The sequence below is a fragment of the Streptomyces sp. XY006 genome (genome assembly GCF_002237655.1).
GTDB classification, from domain to species: Bacteria; Actinomycetota; Actinomycetes; order Streptomycetales; family Streptomycetaceae; genus Streptomyces; species Streptomyces levis.
The window spans coordinates 1-19,078 of record NZ_NOKT01000041.1 but is presented as its reverse complement, the minus strand read 5'-3'; the positions used below and the strand labels follow the sequence as shown (position 1 = coordinate 19,078).

At 69.2% G+C, this 19,078-nt stretch carries 17 protein-coding genes and 1 pseudogene; 10 read left to right on the top strand and 8 right to left on the bottom strand.

Annotated elements, in window-relative coordinates; genetic code table 11:
* Positions 1-61: 61 nt before the first annotated feature.
* The 5 genes from CHR28_RS33990 to CHR28_RS33970 form a co-directional block, all read right to left on the bottom strand.
* Positions 62-1,351: a cyanophycinase gene (locus tag CHR28_RS33990; protein ID WP_094057573.1), complete on the bottom strand. Its 1,290-nt coding sequence runs from the start codon at positions 1,349-1,351 to the stop codon at positions 62-64.
* A gap of 119 nt (positions 1,352-1,470) precedes the next feature.
* A complete protein-coding gene (locus CHR28_RS33985) occupies positions 1,471-2,676 on the bottom strand; it encodes a M20 family metallopeptidase (RefSeq protein ID WP_094057572.1) in 1,206 nt (401 codons plus the stop codon).
* Positions 2,673-3,425 (bottom strand): amino acid ABC transporter ATP-binding protein, encoded by a 753-nt coding sequence (locus CHR28_RS33980; RefSeq protein ID WP_094057612.1) that lies wholly within the window; start codon positions 3,423-3,425, stop codon positions 2,673-2,675. Before CHR28_RS33980 ends, CHR28_RS33985 begins: the two co-directional genes overlap by 4 nt.
* 11 nt (positions 3,426-3,436) lie before the next feature.
* Positions 3,437-4,399 (bottom strand): amino acid ABC transporter permease, encoded by a 963-nt coding sequence (locus CHR28_RS33975; protein ID WP_094057571.1) that lies wholly within the window; start codon positions 4,397-4,399, stop codon positions 3,437-3,439.
* Position 4,400: 1 nt separating this feature from the next.
* Positions 4,401-5,336 (bottom strand): ABC transporter substrate-binding protein, encoded by a 936-nt coding sequence (locus CHR28_RS33970; RefSeq protein ID WP_256984568.1) that lies wholly within the window; start codon positions 5,334-5,336, stop codon positions 4,401-4,403.
* A gap of 906 nt (positions 5,337-6,242) precedes the next feature.
* On the opposite strand from CHR28_RS33970, the gene CHR28_RS33965 reads away from it, so the two are divergent.
* Positions 6,243-6,461 (top strand): chaplin, encoded by a 219-nt coding sequence (locus CHR28_RS33965; protein ID WP_094057610.1) that lies wholly within the window; start codon positions 6,243-6,245, stop codon positions 6,459-6,461.
* A 482-nt stretch (positions 6,462-6,943) separates the two neighbouring features.
* Here CHR28_RS33965 and CHR28_RS33960 read toward each other — a convergent pair whose 3' ends face one another.
* Positions 6,944-7,732 (bottom strand): SDR family NAD(P)-dependent oxidoreductase, encoded by a 789-nt coding sequence (locus CHR28_RS33960; RefSeq protein ID WP_094057570.1) that lies wholly within the window; start codon positions 7,730-7,732, stop codon positions 6,944-6,946.
* A gap of 121 nt (positions 7,733-7,853) precedes the next feature.
* On the opposite strand from CHR28_RS33960, the gene CHR28_RS33955 reads away from it, so the two are divergent.
* The 9 genes from CHR28_RS33955 to CHR28_RS33915 all read left to right on the top strand — a co-directional run bounded on the left by CHR28_RS33955 (position 7,854) and on the right by CHR28_RS33915 (position 17,515).
* A complete protein-coding gene (locus tag CHR28_RS33955) occupies positions 7,854-8,519 on the top strand; it encodes a TetR/AcrR family transcriptional regulator (protein WP_094057569.1) in 666 nt (221 codons plus the stop codon).
* Between the two features lie 282 nt (positions 8,520-8,801).
* Complete coding sequence (locus CHR28_RS33950) at positions 8,802-9,014, top strand: hypothetical protein (RefSeq protein ID WP_256984567.1); 213 nt, start codon at positions 8,802-8,804, stop codon at positions 9,012-9,014.
* On the top strand, positions 9,011-9,325 hold the full coding sequence (locus tag CHR28_RS39055; RefSeq protein ID WP_094057568.1) for a transposase: 315 nt from the start codon (positions 9,011-9,013) through the stop codon (positions 9,323-9,325). The genes CHR28_RS33950 and CHR28_RS39055 overlap by 4 nt, the downstream gene beginning before the upstream one ends.
* 376 nt (positions 9,326-9,701) lie before the next feature.
* On the top strand, positions 9,702-9,842 hold the full coding sequence (locus CHR28_RS33940) for an AbfB domain-containing protein (protein WP_256984566.1): 141 nt from the start codon (positions 9,702-9,704) through the stop codon (positions 9,840-9,842).
* A 64-nt stretch (positions 9,843-9,906) separates the two neighbouring features.
* Positions 9,907-12,216, top strand: coding sequence for a beta-L-arabinofuranosidase domain-containing protein (locus CHR28_RS33935; RefSeq protein WP_094057566.1), 2,310 nt, complete (start codon positions 9,907-9,909; stop codon positions 12,214-12,216).
* Between the two features lie 87 nt (positions 12,217-12,303).
* Positions 12,304-13,950 carry a glycoside hydrolase family 27 protein gene (locus tag CHR28_RS33930; RefSeq protein WP_094057565.1) on the top strand — a complete coding sequence of 549 codons (1,647 nt, stop codon included), beginning with the start codon at positions 12,304-12,306 and terminating at the stop codon, positions 13,948-13,950.
* A gap of 334 nt (positions 13,951-14,284) precedes the next feature.
* Complete coding sequence (locus tag CHR28_RS33925) at positions 14,285-15,937, top strand: glycoside hydrolase family 43 protein (RefSeq protein WP_094057564.1); 1,653 nt, start codon at positions 14,285-14,287, stop codon at positions 15,935-15,937.
* Positions 15,938-16,001: 64 nt separating this feature from the next.
* Positions 16,002-16,967 (top strand): glycoside hydrolase family 6 protein, encoded by a 966-nt coding sequence (locus tag CHR28_RS33920; RefSeq protein ID WP_094057563.1) that lies wholly within the window; start codon positions 16,002-16,004, stop codon positions 16,965-16,967.
* An 89-nt stretch (positions 16,968-17,056) separates the two neighbouring features.
* Positions 17,057-17,515, top strand: coding sequence for a hypothetical protein (locus CHR28_RS33915; RefSeq protein WP_218829483.1), 459 nt, complete (start codon positions 17,057-17,059; stop codon positions 17,513-17,515).
* A gap of 113 nt (positions 17,516-17,628) precedes the next feature.
* On the opposite strand, the gene CHR28_RS33910 is transcribed toward CHR28_RS33915, so the two are convergent.
* Entirely contained in the window at positions 17,629-18,654 is a 1,026-nt protein-coding gene (locus tag CHR28_RS33910; RefSeq protein WP_094057562.1) for a 2-oxoacid:ferredoxin oxidoreductase subunit beta, read from the bottom strand.
* Positions 18,644-19,078: pseudogene (locus tag CHR28_RS33905) on the bottom strand (2-oxoacid:acceptor oxidoreductase subunit alpha); the annotation flags it as partial. The gene CHR28_RS33910 and the pseudogene CHR28_RS33905, both read right to left, overlap by 11 nt.

Here is a 19,078-nt window from a genome sequence, read left to right as displayed (position 1 = left end):
TTCCTCGGAGGGAGCGGCCGGTGTGCCGGGCGGATGTCCGGCACACCGGCCGCGGTGGTGCTCACTGCGGCCGGACGGAGACCGACAGGTTCAGCAGGGTCTGCGGCGTGGAGCCGTCCGTGCTCCAGGCCGCGAAGCACGACCCCTTGGTGAGGACGGCTGCGAACTGCGGATCCTGCTCAAAGGTAGTCGCCGTGGCGGTGTTCCGGGCGCGGGTGCCCGCCAGTGCCCGGGCCGTGGAGCGGAAGGAGTACGCCACCCCGTCGGGGTTGTCCAGCGAATGGAAGACGTCGCCGTTGACGGGGGCGGGGTCGGTACCGGTCGGTGTGTACCGGCGCTTGCCCGGGCCGGGCGTGGGCTGCCAGAGGGCGGCGTGGTACCGGTCGCCGTCGGTCAGGTAGCTGTAGCGGGCCCGGGAGAGGGACCAGCCGTCGGCTGACGTGCGCGCCCTCGCCGCGCGCAGGTCGAACACGGCGACGCCCTGGGTGCCGGCGACCGTCATGGTCTCCCTGGCAGTGCCCGGGCGGTCCACGATCAGCGCGGTGTTCTCCTCCAGGGCGTAGACGCGGTCGTGCCCGGTGTCGGCGGCCAGGCGCAGAACCCGGCCCTCGCGGCCGTAGGAGCCGGTGTGGGTGTCGATCAGGCCCGAGCGCAGGAATCCGAAGCCGCCCTCGGGGAGGTAGCCGAGGCGCGTGGGGTCCTCGAAGTAGCCAGGGGCGCTGCCGTCACGCAGCCCCTGGTAGGACTCGCCGCCGGTGACCATGTCCCGGCCGGCGGCGATCTGCGCCCCTGCCGAGGTGCCCGCGACGACGGCCCCCTGCGCGAGCCGGCGGCGGATGGCCGCCAGGGCGCGGGAGTCGGTGTGCGCGTCGCCGCGCAGCAGCGTGGTGACGTAGCGGTACTGGTCGCCGCCGCCGAAGAAGAAGCCCGTCATGGACTCGATCTGCGCGACGACCTCGTCGTCGTCGGCGTTCGCGATGTGGTCCAGGTCGATGGGGATCCACTCGGCGGCCGCGGCACCGTGGCGCTCGAACAGGTCGGCGTAGTAGGCGCCGTTGCACTCGGAGTTGCTGCACCGGTCGGGGTCGTCGGCGTCCGGGTCCTGGCCGGCCGGGACGGAGGCGGCCGTCAGGACGCCGATACGGGCCCGCTCTCCGCCGGCGCGGCGGATGATCTCGCCGTACACCTCGTCGTTGTCGGCCTTCAGCGCACCGCCGACCAGCACGAGCGAGCCGGGCCGCGCCGCGGGCGCGGCGGCGGTGGCGGTGGCGGGCACGGCGGCCAGAAGTACGACGCAGGCGGCGCCGGTGGCGCCGAGGGCGCGACGGCGTGCGGGCAGGGGTCTGGACACGAAGCCTCCAAGGGGGTGTCTCTCAGGGGATGTGGTGCCGGGCGGGGCCCTGCTCGGCGGATGCCGGGTCTCGCGCGGCGCAGGGTTCGGCGGGTGCCGGAACTCGCGCGTCGCACGGCTCAACGGGTGCCGAGGACCGTGATGAGCGAGGCGAGCAGGGCGATGCGGGGCGCGACCGTAGTGGTGTCCAGCCATTCCCCGGGGCTGTGGTCGGCGCCGCCGACCGGTCCGAGGCCGTCGAGGGTGGGAGTGCCCGTGCCGGCGATGAGGTTGGCGTCTCCGACGCCTCCGGTGGCGGCCGCGCCGACGGTGATGCCGAGGGCCTCCGCCGCCGTCGCCGCTTCGGCGTAGAGCGCCCGCGTGGCGGGGGTGTCCTCCATCGGCGGGCACAGGTCGCGCTGCTCGATCGTGACGTCGGTGCCGGGGACGCGGCAGTCGACGGCCGCCTCCTCCATGGCCGCCCGTACGGCCGCGAGGTCGCGGGTGGTGGCCGCGCGCACCTCGACCTGCAGTTCGGCCTCGTCGCAGACGATGTTGGGCAGCCGGCCGGCGCGGATGACGCCGACGTTGACGGTGACGCCCCGCTCGGGCCGGTTCATGGCCTGGAGGGCGACGGTGAGCCGCGCCGCCGTCAGTGCGGCGTTGGCTCCCCGTTCGGGTTCGATGCCCGCGTGCGCCGCCTTGCCGGTGACCGTGACGAGGTAGTCGGCCACGCCCTTGCGGGTCACGACCAGGTCGCCGTTCTCCCGGGCGCACTCCAGGGCCAGCGCGCAGTCGACGCCCCGGGCGACGTCCTCGGTGACGGAGCGGCTGAAGGGCGCGCCGATCTCCTCGTCCGGGGTGGCGAGGAAGACCAGTTCGGCGTAGTCCGTGACTCCTTGCGACGCCAGGATCTCCAGGGCGGTCAGTCCGGCGAGGAGGCCGCCCTTGTCGTCGCTGACGCCCGGGCCGTGGGCCATCCGGCCGGCCAGGGTGAACGGGCGGGCGGCGGCTGTGCCGTCGTCGAAGACGGTGTCCATGTGCCCGGCCAGGAGCACACGCCGTCCGCCGTCGTGCACGGGTCGCGTCCCGCGCTTGCGGCCGACCAGTACGTCACCGGTGCGGGTGCCCTGCCCGGGAGGGGGTGGTGTGCGCTGCACGGTGAAGCCGAGCGACCTCAGCCGCCGCTGCACCGAGTCGGCCACCCGGTTCACCCCGTCGGCGTTGTGCGAGCCGGAGTCGATCGACACGAGTGCGGCCAGATCGCTCAGATAGTCCTGGAGGCGGTCCTCGGCGAGGGCGAGCACGTCCTGCTGAAGCGTGCGCTGCCGCGCGTGGGCGCTCACAGGACCTTGGACAGGAAGGCACGGGTGCGTTCCTGCTCCGGCTCGGTGAGGACCCGGCGGGGATCGCCGGCCTCGACCACGACGCCTTCGTCCATGAAGACGGCCGTGTCCCCGACTTCGCGGGCGAAGCCGATCTCGTGGGTGACCACCACCATCGTCATCCCGTCGGCCGCGAGGGCGCGCATCACGTCGAGCACGTCTCCCACGAGTTCCGGGTCGAGGGCCGAGGTCGGCTCGTCGAACAGCATGAGCTTCGGCTTCATCGCGAGCGCCCGGGCGATGGCGACCCGTTGCTGCTGGCCGCCGGACAGCTGGGCGGGGAAGTGCCCGGCCCGGTCCGCCAGACCGACGCGCCGCAGCAGCTCGTGCGCCTCTTCGCGGGCCTGCGTCCTGCTGACGCCGCGGACGCGCACGGGCGCTTCCGTGACGTTGTCGAGGGCGGTCATGTGCGGGAAGAGGTTGAACCGCTGGAAGACCATGCCGATGTCCCGGCGGCGTTCGGCCACTTCCTTCTCGCGCAGCTCGTGCAGGGTGTCGCCGTGCCGGCGGTAGCCGACCAGTTCACCGCCCACCGTCAGCTTTCCGCCGTCGACCTTCTCCAGGTGGTTGATGCAGCGCAGGAAGGTGGACTTGCCGGACCCGGAGGGGCCGAGCAGACAGCACACCTGACCCTGCTCGACGGTGAGGTCGATGCCCTTGAGGACCTCGAGCCTGCCGAACTGCTTGCGCACGCCCTCGGCGCGCACCATGGGCACGTTCATCACGCGGCGCCCTTCCTACCGGGGCGGAGGGTGGATCCGCCGGTCGCGAAGCCCAGCATCCGGCGCAGGGGCGAGGCCTGCCCCTGCGTGGAGCTGCCCCGGCCGTAGCGTCGCTCCAGCCAGGCCTGGGGGATGCCGAGCAGCGTGACCAGGGCGAGGTACCAGATGCTGGCCACGACGAGCATGGGGATGACCTGGTAGTTCTGGGCGTAGACGTCCTGGATGTTCGACATCAGGTCGTGGGCGGAGATGACCGACACGAGCGCGGTCATCTTGAGCATGTTGATGGTCTCGTTGCCCATCGGCGGGATGATCACCCGCATCGCCTGCGGCAGGACGATCCGGCGCATGGTCAGTGCCGGGCCCATGCCGAGGCTGTGGGCGGCCTCGGTCTGGCCGCGGTCGACGGACTGGATGCCGGCGCGCACGATCTCGGAGGCGTACGCGGCCTCGTTCAGGCCCAGCGCGAGCAGGGCGGCCACCGGCGGGGTGAGCAGGGAGTTGGTCTCCACCTGGAAGAAGGTGATGTCGGTGAAGGGGATGCCGATCTTGAGGTACTGGTAGAGGGCGGCGGCGTAGCCCCAGAAGATGATCTGCACGAGCAGGGGGGTGCCGCGGAAGACCCAGACGAAGAGGGTGGCCAGGCCGTACAGGACGGGGCTGGTGGACAGCCGCATGACGGCGATCACGGTGCCCAGCGTCAGGCCGAGCGCCATGGCCGCCGCGGTCAGCCACAGGGTGGTGGCGAGCCCGTCGAAGATCAGCCCGGCGAAGAGGTAGTTCCCGACGACGTCCCAGTGCAGGTTGTCGTTCTTGGCGAGCGACCCGGCCAGGCCGACGAGGGCGGTCAGCGCCACGACGATGGCGATCCAGCGCCCCCAGTGCCGTACGGGGACGACCTTGAGTTCCTGGGGGGCCGGGCCGGATCGCGTGGTCTTGAGCGGTGCGGTCACGTCGGTCATGTCAGTCGACCGCCGCGTTCCTGGTGGCTTCCTTCACCGCGATGGAGGCCACGCCGTACTTGTCGAAGATCTTCTCGGCGGTGCCGTCGTCGATGAGCTGCTGGAGCGCCTTCTGCACGGCGGTGGTGAGGGCGGGCAGCTTCTTGCTGACGGCTATGCCGTTGGGCGAGGCGTTGTAGCCGCCCGGGGCGGCCGGGTCGTCGACGAGGTCGAAGGCGGCTCCCTTGTCGGCGGTCTTGGCGACCCAGCCCGCGGCGGGCTTGGTCAGTACCTGTGCGACGACCTGGCCGGACCGCAGGGCGAGCTGGGCGTCGGAGTCCTTGGGGAAGGTCTTGATGTCGATCTTCCCCTTGGCACACTTGCCCTGTTGCGACTTGAGCAGGTCGAGCTGGTTGGTGGCCGCCTGGACGGCGACCTTCTTCCCGCAGAGGTCGTCCAGGTTGCCGATCTTGCCGGGGTTGCCGTCCGCGACGAGGATGCCGGAGCCGGACTGCGAGTAGTCGACGAAGTCGACGACCTGCTGGCGCTCCTTGTTGTCCGTGATGGCGGACATGGCCGCGTCGTACTTGCCCGCCTGGATGGCCGGCACGATGCCGTCGAACTTCTGCGCGCTGAAGGCGAAGCGGACGCCGAGCTTGGCTCCGATGGCCTGACCGAGGTCGTAGTCCAGACCGGTGAACTCGGTGCTCCCTTCCTTCACGTACATCACGAACGGCGCGTAGGGGACGTCGGTGGCCACCTTGACGGTGCCGGACTTCTTGATCCGGTCCGGAAGCGCGTCGTGCAGGGCCTGGTCTTTCTTCACCTCCACGCCCGCCACCGTCACCTTGCCGGCCGGCGCGGTGTCCTCGGTGCCTTGGTCTCCGCAGGCTGTCAGCGCGAGCGAGGACGCCGCCAGGAGGATGACGGCCGCGGAGGCAGACAGGGATCTGTTCATGGGGCAGGGCCTTTCTGGGCGCGAGGCGGACCGGACGTCTTCATGTCGTCGTCGGCCGATGCCGCTGTAAGTTACAGACGCGGCGCTCGAATGCCTAGATGTATCGCGCGTTACCTTGGAACTCAATGGATCGGCAGCGCTTCCATCACCACACATAGAGCCCCAAAAGGGGTATAAGGCTATCCATCTTGAGACCGCTCCAGCGTTACAACAGCGCTTCCATGACGACCATTCGTACCGGCAACGCTGTCGTGGTTGCCTCTGCCATGCGACACGTCGCAGGGAAGACCGCGTTCGGCCTGCTGTACGACGCCGTTGCGGCCTCCGCAACGGGCGTGGCCCGAGCCGAGCGGTGCTGCGTGATGTGGCGCAGTCCGAGGAGGTCGCCCAGAAGGTGCTCGTGGAGGCGGCCGCGGCCAGGGCCAAGCGAGCGCCACGCTGGTCGTCCCGTGCCCACGACAAGGCCGTCCCGGTGGCGGCCGGCATGGCCGCGCCGCCCGAGGGTCTACCAGCTCTGGTACCACCAAGAGGACAGGATGCGTCCGGCAGGGCTGATGGACAGCGACCGCACCGCCAGACCGTACCCCGGGCATCCGGATCCATCGACGTGAACGCGGGTGCCTGAAGGGACAGTTCTTCCGCGCGCCCGGCTCGTTCTCGCCGGGCCCCGGCCTTTCCTCGTACACCCCCCCACTTTTCGACAGGGCGACCGAATCGCATTGCCCCCTTCGAGTGGATGGCTCGCCCGCGGCAATCCGCCCTTCTCCGAGGAGCGAATTACGCGTGACCGCCGCAGATCGCGGCGGCCGGGTGGACTTTCGCTTCGCCCGGGTACGCGAAACAAGGAGAACAACCGTGAAGATCTGTGCGATCCGGAACGCCGGCCTCGTCGCCGCTGCCGGCGCGATGGTGCTGGGCTGGGCCGGGGCCGCCTCCGCGGACAGCGGCGCCCAGGGTGTGGCCGCCGGCTCCCCCGGCGTGGCCTCCGGCAACGTCGTCCAGGCGCCGGTCCACATTCCGGTGAACGCCTGCGGTAACACGGTCAATGTCGTCGGTCTGCTCAACCCCGCCTTCGGCAACACGTGCGCCAATGTGAGCGGCCACGGCTGGGCGGGTCGGGTCTGACCGGAAAGACGGAACATCGGTAGCCGCGAGCACCACGGGTTGGTCCGGGAAGAAAGTCCGGCAAATTGATTTCCGGGCCAATCCGGTCGCCGACCGGCAGTTGATGACCCACGTGAGCGGAGAAGAGACGAGGCCGCGAACTCCGGCCGCCCGGCTGCGGTTTCGCTCGGTGCGCTGAGCGTTCCTGCTGGCCGGATTCGCCGCACTCACCGTGGCGGAACTGGTGGCGGCCGGTGTGCGGTCGCAAGGCGGTCCGGTCGTGGAGGTCGGGGTGCCGCCATCGACCGCGCACCGGCCCCGGTGAAGGACTGGGCGGTCCACACCTTCGGCACCGACGACGAGCTGGTCCTGCAGACCGGCATCCCGGCCGTCCTGGTGGTGAGCGCACCGGCCCTCGGCGCCCTGGGCAGGTGTCATCAACGCGCTTCCCTCCTGGTCCCGAGGGGCGTCCGCGGCTGCACGCTCCGTACTGCAAGGCCGGTTCAAGCTGCGATGTCGGATTCGGGTTGGAGCGCAGGGCCGAGCAGCAGGCCCCCGTCCAGGACGAATTCCGAGCCCGTGGCGAAAGACGCGTCCTGGGAGGTGATGAAAAGCAACAGGCGGGTGACGTCAGAGGGTTCGGCGAGGCGAGGGATGGCGAAGGGATCGGGCGAGTAGAAATCGGCGATGGCCGGCTGGCCTGCGACGGTGGGTTCGTTGATCAGCGGTGTGGAGACGACCCCGGGGTGGATGGAGTTGACCCGGATGTTGTCCCGCCCCAGTTCCAGCGCAGCCGTCTTGGTCAGCCCGCGCACGGCCCACTTGCTGGCGGTGTAGGGGGCGTAGAAGGCCGTACCGATGTGAGCCATGGTCGAGGCGATGTTGACGATGGTTCCGCCACCGCCTCTGCGCATTGACGGAGCCACGGCCCTGATGCCGAGGAACTGGCCGGTGACGTTGACGCTGAAGGTGTGCTCCCAGGTGCGGAGTTGGGTGTGCTCGATAGGGGCCGCCGGGTTCTGGATGCCCGCGTTGTTCACCAGGACGGTGATCGGCCCGAACTCGTCTTCGACTTCTCGCACCAGTGCGGCCCAGTCGTCCTCGCTGGTGACATCCAGGTGAACGGGCAGAGCCCGCTGGCCGAGCTGAGCAGCGAGGTCGCGGCCGGCGTCGTCGTCGCGGCCGGCGATGACGACGTTCGCCCCCTCGGCGTGGTAGCCCCGCACATGACTGCTGCCCATACCCCCGCTGCCGCCGGTGACGACGACGGTCTGACCCTCAAAGCGCTGCATGGTGCTTCCCTCCAGGCTTGCATAGTGGTGAGTCGAGTGACTCACCTCCCCTCTCACGGTAGGAGCGCGAGTGGAGGTGAGTCAAGTGACTCACCTCGCAGTGAGAGGCATACTGGAGGGCATGACGGCACAGCCTTCGGAATATCACCGGCGCGTGGCAGCGCAGAAGCGGACGTCGATCATCGAGGCAGCGACGAAGCTGTTCCTCGACTCCGGCTACGACGGCACCTCGCTGGCCCGCATCGCAGAGGCGGCCGGAGTGTCGCGGGCGACTCTGTTCAAGCAGTTCGCCACCAAGGCGGCCCTGTTCGAGGCGATCGTCACCGAATACTGGAAAGTCGACGACGGGGAGGCACCCCTCCCCGAACCCGGGAACCTCCGCGCCGGGCTCGAGACCATCGGACGCCGATACGTGGCCCTGCTCACCCAGCCCGGCATGGCCGCCCTGTTCCGCATCGTCATCGCCGAGGTCCCGCGCTTTCCCGAGCTCGGCGAGACCCAGTTCAAGCTCGGCAAGATGCCCTACTTCGAATCGGTCCGCCGCTACCTGGCAGCGGAGAACGCCGCCGGTTCAGCCCGGCTCGACGATGCGGAGATGGCTGCGACCCAGTTCCTGGGGATGATCTCCAACTACGTGTTCTGGCCGCGGATGCTGCTCGCACACTGGGAGCCCGACGACACGGCCCTCGCCAACGCGGTCGACCAAGCAGTGCTGACCATGCTCGCCCGATACGGCGTAGAGGGGATCGACAGCGCCCAAGACACCAGGCCTCACCGCCCTGCGTAACTGCCCCGCACCGTAGGCCGGGCCGAAGACGATGAGCTCTCCCCCACCCGCCTGACGCGGCGCCCACTGGCCCGCAGCGACGAGCCATTCGACCACATCGCGGAGCTGGGCGGCGATGATCGCGGTGACAAGATCGTCTCTGCTGTAGGCCGTCCGACCTGGCCCTGGCAGGATGCGTGAATGCAGATCCGAAGAATGGTGGGCTGTGCCAGCCTGCTGGTTGCGCTCGTGGGATGCAGTGGTTCCGGTGACGGTGCGACAGCCCCGAGTGGAGTAGAGCATGTGGAGGCGACGGCTTTGATGGACCCGAACTCGATCACTGTCCTGGTGACCTTCGTGGGCGGGCCGGCCGATGGCCTGACCGAACATCGCCCGTTGGCCGAAGCGACGGGCAAGGTCACCATCGATGGTGTGACTTACCGGGGCAATCCGGGGCCGCCGCCGGAGGTGAAGGACACTCCCGAGGGCCTGGCCCAGGTGATGAAGCCCGAGTGAGGCGGGAAGGGCCTCCTCGCCGAGGGCTGGTTCTCACCAGACCGTTTCGTTCAGATCATCTGACCGTTGGTCTGGTTGTGCCGTTGACTGACGTGCAGTGGGCGCGGATCGAGCCGTTACTTCCGGACCGGACGCCGAAGCGGGGTGGGCGGTGGCGGGATCACCGTGAGGTGATCGACGCGATCGCCTACAAGTTCCAGACCGGGACGCAGTGGATGCACCTCCCGGAGAAGCACGGCAACTGGCGGGGAGTCTACAACCGGCTGCGGATGGCGAGATCAGCTCATCCTTTTGTCACGAACATGCGGTAGAAGAGATAGGGATGGTTCCAGCCTAAATCGGCACCCGCTCCACTGCACTCCGGCCGGTGCGCCCGTTGCCAGGCACCGGAGTAACCGGTGTTGAGGACTTACCCAGCGGCCGAGACGGGCACCTCACGGCCCTCGGCCTGCACATGGCTGCGCCGCCGGCAAGCAGAGGGGCGAGGCCGGCCTGCACGACCGTTCCGGTCGGTCGGCCCCGCAGAGCGCCACACCGGACTCCTGCAGCGCCGGCTCCGTCTCCGCCACTTTCGGGACCTCAGGCCGCCTTTTGTGACTGAAGCGTTGACCCGGGCAGGTGCAGGATCTATGTTCTGGCCGAGTTTACGGACGCCGTTCGAAATACCGAAAGCAGAGGGAGTCTTCCGTGAGACCTGCGCTCTCGCACGGACTCGCGGACTCCGCCGGCGTCTCCTGCGAGTCGTACAACCTCCCGGGCCGCCGCATCCGTCACTACGACTACAGCACGGCGACCGACCGAGCCGGCGCCCCGCTCCACACCCAGTGAGCCACCACTGCCCTCCCTTTCCCCTGGGGCGGCTTCGACGAGCTCTCGTCATGAAAGGTGCACGATGTCCTTACCCATCAGCAGACGGCACCTCCTGCACATAGCCGGGGCCACCGCCGCCGCTTCCGCCACCGGATCCCTCATCGGCGGTTCCGCCGCCCACGCGGCCGTCCCGCCCGCGAGGGCCGACATCGGGGTGTCCGCGCATCCCTTCATGCTCGGCCAGGTCCGGCTCACCGCGAGCCGGTGGCTGGACAACCAGGACCGTACGCGGAACTACCTGCGGTTCGTCGATGTCGACCGACTGCTCCGCAACTTCCGCGCCAACCACCGGTTGTCCACCAACGGTGCGGCCGCCAACGGCGGTTGGGACGCGCCGGACTTCCCCTTCCGGACCCACGTCCAAGGGCACTTCCTCACGGCGTGGGCACAGCTCTACGCGGTCACCGGGGACACCGTCTGCCGGGACAAGGCAACCCATATGGTTGCGGAGTTAGCCAAATGCCAGGCCAACAACAGTGCCGCCGGGTTCGGCGCCGGGTATCTCTCGGGCTACCCCGAGTCCGACTTCACCGCTCTCGAGCAGCGGACCCTGAGCAACGGCAATGTGCCGTACTACACCATCCACAAGACCCTGGCCGGCCTGTTGGACGTCTGGCGCCACATCGGCAGCACACAAGCCCGTGACGTCCTGCTCTCCCTGGCCGGGTGGGTCGACCGGCGCACCGGCCGGCTCAGCGGCCAGCAGATGCAGGCCATGCTGCAGACGGAGTTCGGCGGCATGAACACCGTGCTGACCGACCTCTACCAGCAGACGGGCGACGCGCGGTGGCTCACCGTCGCCCAACGGTTCGATCACGCCGCGGTGTTCGACCCTCTGGCGGCCAACCGGGATCAGCTCAGCGGACTGCACGCCAACACGCAGGTTCCCAAGTGGGTCGGGGCCGCGCGGGAGTTCAAGGCCACCGGCACCACTCGGTACCGGGACATCGCCACCCATGCCTGGAACATCTGCGTCGACAACCACACTTATGCCATCGGCGGCAACAGCCAGGCGGAGCACTTCCGCGCCCCGAACGCCATCGCCGGCTACCTGAACAAGGACACGTGCGAAAGCTGCAACACCTTCAACATGCTCACCCTCACCCGGGAGCTGTTCGCGCTGGACCCGAATCGGGCCGCCCTGTTCGACTACTACGAGCAGGCGTGGCTGAACCAGATGATCGGCCAGCAGAACCCGGCAGACGACCACGGCCACGTCACCTACTTCACGCCGCTCAATCCCGGGGGTCGACGCGGTGTGGGCCCGGCGTGGGGCGGCGGCACCTGGAGCACCGACTACGGCACGTTCTGGTGCTGCCAGGGCACAGGCCTGGAGATGCACACCCGGTTGATGGACTCCCTCTACTACCGTAGTGACACCACGCTGATCGTGAACATGTTCGTGCCCTCGGTGCTCAACTGGTCGGAGCGCGGCATCACCGTCACCCAGACGACGAACTTTCCCGTGAGCGACACCACGACCCTGCGGGTCACCGGGAACGTCGGCGGAACGTGGACAATGCGCATACGCATCCCGAGCTGGACCTCCGGGGCCACCGTCAGCGTCAACGGCACGGCCCAGAACATCCCCACCGCGCCCGGCAGTTACACCAGTCTGACTCGCTCCTGGACCTCCGGCGACACGGTCACCGTCCGTCTGCCCATGCGGGTCGTCATGCGAGCGGCCAACGACGACGCGAACGTCGCCGCGATCACCTACGGCCCGGTGGTCCTGTCCGGCGACTACGGTGATTCCGCGCTCAACTCCCTGCCGAGGCTGGACACGTCCTCGATCAGACGGACCGGCGACACGTCGCTCGCCTTCACCGCCACCGCCGACGGATCCACCGTCGCCCTGCGCCCGTTCCACGACGCGCACGGCCACAACTACACCGTCTACTGGAACACCAGCGGTACCTCCGGCACCGTCCGTCTCGTCAACGTGGGCAGCGGTCTCGTGCTGGGCATCCAGAACATGTCCACGGCTGACGGCGGCCGCGCTCTGCAGTGGAACGACTCGGGCACCGCCGACCACGACTGGCACATGATCCCCGACGGGAACGGGTTCCGCTTCCGCAACGCCCACAGCGGCAAGGTGCTCGGGGTGCAGGACATGTCCACGGCGGACGACGCGGCCGTCCTGCAGTGGGCGGACAACGGCACCGCCGACCACCGCTGGACGCTGCTCGACCAGGGAGACGGGACCTACAAGATCCGCAACGTGCACAGCGGCAAGGTGCTCGCCATCGCGAACAACTCCACCGCGGTCGGCGCGTTCGCGGTGCAGGACTCGGACGACGGCACCGCCGACAACCGCTGGCGCGTCCGCTGACCCGCGCGTACGTGATCACACACTCCTGACCCGCCGATCAGGCCCGCAAGGCGGCTACCGCTGAGCGGGCCAGGAAGGAAACCCCCCATGGTTCCCCTGCACAGACGACTGCTGCGGCTCCTGACGGCCACCGCACTGACGCTGAGCGCCTGCGTCACGGCTTCCGCCGGCACGACCGCCCAGGCCGCGCCGGGCAGCCCCGCGCTCACCCCGCCGCTCGGCTGGAACAGCTGGAACAGCTTCGGATGCGGGATCACCGAGGCGCAGGTGCGCCAGGCAGCCGACGCGATGGTGTCCTCCGGCATGAAGGCCGCGGGCTACCAGTACGTCGTCGTCGACGACTGCTGGTTCGATCCCCGGCGCGACGCGGCGGGCAACCTGCGCTCCAATCCGACCAAGTTCCCCAGCGGCATGAAGGCACTCGGGGACTACATCCACAGCAAGGGCCTGAAGTTCGGCATCTACCAGGCGCCCAACGAGAAGACGTGCGCCCAGGGTGTGGGCACCTACCCGGGCTCGACCGGCAGCAAGGGTCATGAGGTCCAGGACGCCGCCACGTTCGCCTCCTGGGGTGTGGACTACCTCAAGTACGACTGGTGCTCCGGCAGCGGCACCCTCAGCGAGCAGGTCGCGCAGTTCACGACCATGCGTGACGCCCTGCGTGCCACCGGCCGTCCGATCGTCTACAGCATCAACCCCAACAGCTTCCACTCCCCCACCGGCGCCACCTACGACTGGGGACAGGTCGCCGACCTGTGGCGCACGACCGAGGACCTGCTCGACATCTGGCAGAACGGCAACACCAACAGCTACCCCATGGGCGTCGGCAACGTTGTGGACATCACCGCGCCACTGGCGGCCCAGTCGGGGCCGGGGCACTGGAACGACCCGGACATGCTCGTCGTCGGCCGCCCCGGTCTGTCACTGACCGAGTCCCGTTCCCACTTCGCGCTGTGGGCGCTGATGGGCGCCCCTCTCATCGCGGGCAACGACATCCGCACCATGTCCGGTGACGTTAGCGCGATCCTGCGCAACCCGCGCCTGCTGGCGGTGAACCAGGACTCGCTGGGCGCGGGCGGTCGCCGGGTGCGCGACGACGGCGACACCGAGGTGTTCGCCAAGCGTCTGTCCGACGGCTCGGTCGCCGTGGGCCTGTTCAACCGAGGGAGCAGCACCGCGACCATCACGGCCTCGGCTGCCCAGGTCGGCCTGACCGGAGGGTCGTTCACCCTCACCGATCTGTGGACCGGCGGCACGTCGAGCACCTCCGGGCAGATCTCCGCGAGCGTCCCGGCACACGGTGTCGCCGTGTACAAGATGACCGGCGGCAGCCCGTTGGCCTCCACCACCGGGCGCCTGCGCGGTGGCGGGTCCGGCCGCTGCCTGGACGTGGACGGCGCCGCCACCGCCGCCGGGTCGAAGACGCTGCTGTGGGGCTGCCACACCGCCGCCAACCAGCTCTGGACCAGCTGGGCCGGCGGCGAGATCCGCGTCTACGGCGACAAGTGCCTGGACGCCTCCGGCCGGGGCACCACCAACGGCACGCCGGTCGTCGTCTGGCCCTGCAACGGCCAGGACAACCAGAAGTGGACGGTCGGCTCCGACGGGTCGGTCCGCAACGTCCACGCCGGGCTGTGCCTCGACGCCAAGGAGGCCGGCTCTGCCAACGGGACCCCGGTCATCCTGTGGACCTGCAACGGCCAGAACAACCAGAAGTGGACCACGCTCCCGTGACACGCAACCCGTAGCCCGTCCTTGTGCAGGGCCGACTTGGCAGGTCCACGAAGTGCAGGGCCATGGCGGGGGCGCAGGCGGTCGTGCCTGCGCCCCCCGTTCGGGTGCCGAGGCCATGACGGTGCCCTCCATAGCGCCAAGGTCCTGCGCAGGCGCCAAGGTCCTGCGCAGCGAAACATTTCGATGTTCATGCCGAATATTGCGAGGACTCTTGACGCCGCCGATCAGCCTCCTATCATCCAGGGTGCTCGACTAGCCGATCGGCGTTCCATATATCGAACCATCCCGCTTCATCACATCCCTGACTGCGGCACCCCAGCCCGAGGAGACAGACATGTCATGCCCTCGTCATCCTGTGAGTCGCCGGCACGCACTGACCGCCGCCACCGGCCTGGTCACCGGAGCCCTGCTCCCGATCGCTGCAACCCCCGGGGCCTCCGCCGCTGGCCCGGCAGCCCCACAGGCCCCCGATCCGGCGGCCGCCGCCTCCTACACCAACCCCGTGATCTGGCAGGACTTCGCGGACCTCGACGTCATCCGCGTCGGCGACACGTTCTACGCCTCCGCCTCGACCATGCACTACTCGCCGGGCGCACCCGTGCTGCGGTCGTACGACCTCGTCAACTGGGAGATCGCGGGACACTCGGTGCCCGTCCTGGACTTCGGAACCAAGTACGACCTGAACGGCGGGCGCGGCTACGTCCGCGGCATCTGGGCGTCGACGCTCGCCTACCGCCCGAGCAACCGCACCTTCTACTGGCTCGGCCAGATCGACTTCGCCCGCACGTACGTCTACACGGCCACCGCCGCCGAGGGCCCGTGGAGCCGGCTCACGACCATCAGTACGCCCTACTACGACGCCGGACTGCTCGTCGACACCGACGACACCCTGTACGTGGCCTACGGCAACACCACCATCCACGTGGCCCAGCTCTCGCCCGACGGCCGCAGCCAGGTCAGGTCGCAGCAGGTGTTCTCGACCCCGTCGAGTATCGGCACGCTGGAGGGTGCCCGCTTCTACAAGATCAACGGGCAGTACTACATCTTCCTCACCCGCCCCGCCAACGGTCAGTACATCCTCAAGTCGACCAGCGGCCCCTTCGGTCCGTACACATTGCGGCAGGTCCTGCTCGACCTGCGCGGACCGATCCCCGGCGGCGGTGTCCCGCACCAGGGCGGGCTGGTGCGGACGCAGAGCGGCGCCTGGTACTACCTGGCCTTCGTCGACGCCTACCCCGGCGGCCGGATGCCCGCCCTGGCGCCGGTCTCCTGGACCTCGGACGGCTGGCCCGTCGTCCAGCTGGTTGACGGCGCCTGGGGCACGTCGTACCCGAGCCCGGCCGTACCCGCCCCTCCCCGTCAGGTCGCTCCCCTGACCGGCGTCGACACGTTCGACCGCACCGCGCTCGATCCGAGGTGGGAGTGGAACCACAACCCGGACAACACCAAGTGGTCGGCCGGCAACGGCCTGACGCTGCGGACCGCCACCGTCACCCGCGACCTCTACGGGGCCCGCAACACCCTCACGCACCGCATCCAGGGCCCGACGTCCACCGCCACGGTGCAACTCGACCACTCCGGCATGCGGGACGGCGACCGCGCCGGACTCGCGCTGCTGCGCGACTCCTCCGCGTGGATCGGGCTGAAACGTGACGGCGGCACGACGCGCGTGGTGATGGTGGACGGGCTGACCATGGACGGCAACTGGAACACCACGGGCACCGGCACGGAACGCGCGAGCGCGGCCTTGCCCGGCGGCAACCGGATCTGGCTGCGCGCCACCGCGGACATCCGCCCCGGCTCGGCCCGCCCCGGCACCTTCTCCTACAGCACCGACGGCACGACCTTCACCCGCCTCGGCCCGGTCTTCTCCCTGGGCAACGACTGGCGCTTCTTCATGGGCTACCGATTCGCCCTCTTCAACCACGCCACCCAGGCGCTCGGCGGCGCGGTCCGCGTCACGCGGTTCGACCTGTCCACGCCCTGAGCGACGCGTGGAGCGCACCACCGCTCTTCGCCCCCGACCCCCCACCAGGAATCGAGGTTCCGTCTTGCGCCGCACACTCCTCGCCTTGGCCGCAGCCGTCTCCGCCGTGCCGCTGGCCCTCGCCGCCGCGCCCTCCGCACACGCGGCCGACCCCACCACTCTGACCAACGGGTTCTACGTGGACCCCGACTCCAGCGCGAAGAGGTGGGTGGCGGCCAACCCCGGTGACGGCCGCGCCGCCGCGATCGGCGCCTCCATCGCCAACACCCCGACGGCCCGCTGGTTCGGCTCCTGGAGCGGCACCATCGGCACCGCCACGGGGGCCTACGCGGGGGCGGCGGACGGCGTCGACAAGCTGCCGATCCTGGTCGCCTACAACATCTACCACCGCGACTACTGCGGCGGGCACTCCTCGGGCGGGGCCGCCTCACCGTCCGCCTACGCCGACTGGATCGCCCAGTTCGCCGGCGGGATCGGCAACCGCCCGGCCCTGGTCATCCTCGAACCGGACTCCCTCGGGGACTACGGCTGCATGACCCAGGCGCAGATCGACGAACGCGAGGGCATGCTCAGCGGTGCCCTCGCCCAGTTCAGCCGCCAGGCCCCCAACACCTGGGTGTACATGGACGCCGGCAACCCGCGCTGGGCCAACGCGGCCACCATGGCCCGGCGCCTGCACGAGGCCGGACTCCGGCAGGCGCACGGCTTCTCGCTCAACATCTCGAACTACATCCCCACCGCCGAGAACACCACGTACGGCAACGCCGTCAACCGCGAACTGAGCTCCCGCTACGGCTACACCAAGCCGTTCGTCGTCGACACCAGCCGCAACGGCAACGGCACCGACGGCCAGTGGTGCAACCCGGCGGGCCGTCGCATCGGCACGCCCACCCGGCTCGGCGGAGGCGCCGAGATGCTCCTGTGGGTCAAGGTGCCCGGTGAGTCGGACGGCAACTGCGGTGTGGGCCAGGGCTCCACGGCCGGACAGTTCCTGCCCGAGGTCGCCTACAAGATGATTTACGGCTACTGAGCCGGGATCCGCCGCCCGCTCGGCCGTCGGGTGATGTCCGCCGCCGGACGGGGCACTGAGGGAGTCCACGGGCACCGCTCGGGGAACGTGTGAATGTCGTGACCCGAAAAGCGATCGCCGTGGAGGCTGAAGGCGTGGACAACGTGGACGCACCGGACAGCGGAATTCTCCTCTTCCGCAACACCATGCGCATCACCGAAGGGCATCTCGACGCCTACCGGGAGGCCACCGAACGGGCCGTACGGTTCGTGGAGGAGCACGGTCCCCAGGTCATGGTGGAGGTGTTCATCGACGAGCAGAAGCTGCTCGCGCACAGCTTCCAGATGTACCGGGACTCGGATTCCGTCCGCGCGCACTGGAAGATGTCCGAGCCGTACATCCGGGCAGTGATGAAGCACTGCCGGGTGGAACGCTTCGAGGTGTTCGGACAACCCGATTCCGACGTGATGGCGGGCGTTCGGAATTCGCTCGACGACCAGGTCTCGCCCTCTTTCGCGGGCCGCTTCACGGGTTTCGTGCGATTCGACGCGTTGCGGTCCGATCGGTAGCGGCTCCCTGAGAGGGCGACGACAGGCCGCCCCGGCCGCAGGCGCAAGTGCGGGTGCAGTGCACCCGCTGGGCGCGGTGCGCGGCCGGGGCCCTTTCGCTTTCTTCTCCGCAATCAGCCGACGACGGTCCAGGTGTCGCCGCCCGCCAGCAGCGCGGACAGATCGCCCTTGCCGTGCTGTTCGATCGCCTGGTCCAGCTGGTCGGCCATCTGCGTGTCGTAGACGGGCCGGTCGACCGAGCGGAAGACGCCGATCGGGGTGTGGTGCAGGGTGTCCGGGTCGGCGAGCCGGGACAGTGCGAACGCCGTGGTCGGCGACGGGGAGTGCGCGTCGTGGACGAGGATCCGCCCCTCGTTCTCCGGCGTCACCGCGACCACCTTCAGGTCCCCGGTCAGCTCGTCCCGTACGACACCCTTGGCCTGGTCGGTGCCGAAGCGGATCGGCTTGCCGTGTTCCAGGCGGATCACGGCTTCCTCGGCCTGCTGCTTGTCCTTCAGGGCGTCGAAGGCGCCGTCGTTGAAGATGTTGCAGTTCTGGTAGATCTCGATCAGCGCGGTGCCCTGGTGGGCGGAGGCCTGGCGCAGCACCTCGGTCAGGTGCTTGCGGTCGGAGTCCACCGTCCGCGCCACGAACGACGCCTCCGCGCCGATCGCCAGCGAGACGGGGTTGAACGGCGCGTCCAGCGAGCCCATCGGCGTCGACTTGGTGATCTTCCCGACCTCGGAGGTCGGGGAGTACTGGCCCTTGGTCAGGCCGTAGATGCGGTTGTTGAACAGCAGGATCTTGAGGTTGACGTTGCGGCGCAGCGCGTGGATCAGGTGGTTGCCGCCGATGGACAGCGCGTCGCCGTCGCCGGTGACGACCCACACCGACAGGTCCCGGCGCGAGCTCGCCAGGCCCGTGGCGATGGCCGGGGCACGGCCGTGGATGGAGTGCATCCCGTAGGTGTTCATGTAGTAGGGGAAGCGCGAGGAGCAGCCGATGCCGGAGACGAAGACGATGTTCTCCTTCGCCAGTCCCAGCTCCGGCATGAAGCCCTGCACCGCGGCGAGGATGGCGTAGTCGCCGCAGCCCGGGCACCAGCGCACTTCCTGATCGGACTTGAAGTCCTTGGCGGTGAGTCTGAGGTCAGTTGCCACGGGATGCCTCCTTCAGCGCACGGGCCAGTTGCTCTGCCTTGAAGGGCATGCCGTTGATCTGCGTGCAGGACACCACGTCGACCAGGTACTTGGCGCGCAGAAGTGCCGCCAGCTGCCCCATGTTCATCTCGGGTACGACGACCCGCTCGTATCGGGCGAGAACCTCACCGAGGTTGTGTGGGAAGGGGTTGAGGTGTCGGAGATGCGCCTGGGCGATCCGGTCGCCCTCCTTGCGGATCCGGCGTACGGCGGCGGTGATGGGTCCGTAGGTGGAGCCCCAGCCGAGGACCAGGGTCCGGGCGCCGTCCGGGTCGTCCACCGTCAGGTCCGGGACGTCGATGCCGTCGATCTTCGCCTGCCGGGTGCGCACCATGAAGTCGTGGTTGGCCGGGGCGTAGGAGATGTTGCCCGTGCCGTCTTCCTT